1 protein-coding gene is annotated in these 255 nt (G+C 59.6%); it reads right to left on the bottom strand.

The features are described from left to right. Window positions 1-255 (bottom strand): IS30 family transposase (locus IB238_RS24325; protein ID WP_192253505.1); only part of this gene is annotated, 255 nt, incomplete at both ends.

The raw sequence follows: 255 nt of genomic DNA, 5'->3' as shown, positions 1-255 counted from the left end.
GATAGCCCATGAACTCCGTACCGCGGTCGAAGGTGAAGCTGCGGCGGGCATGCGACGGCAGGGGCGAGAACGCATGGATGATCTTGTCCATGATCGGCTGTGAGTGCCGGCTCCTGTTCTTGATCATGACCGTGTAGCGGCTCTTGCGCTCGACGAGGGTGGTGACGTTGGCTTCGCCGAGCGCGCGCCGAAAGATCCGAAGATCGCCTTCCCAATGGCCAAAGTCCGAGCGATCGTCAATAAATTCAGGACGTT

The organism is Rhizobium sp. ARZ01, from assembly GCF_014851675.1.
In the GTDB taxonomy this organism is placed as follows: domain Bacteria; phylum Pseudomonadota; class Alphaproteobacteria; order Rhizobiales; family Rhizobiaceae; genus Mycoplana.
This window is presented reverse-complemented; position numbering and strand designations above follow the sequence as displayed.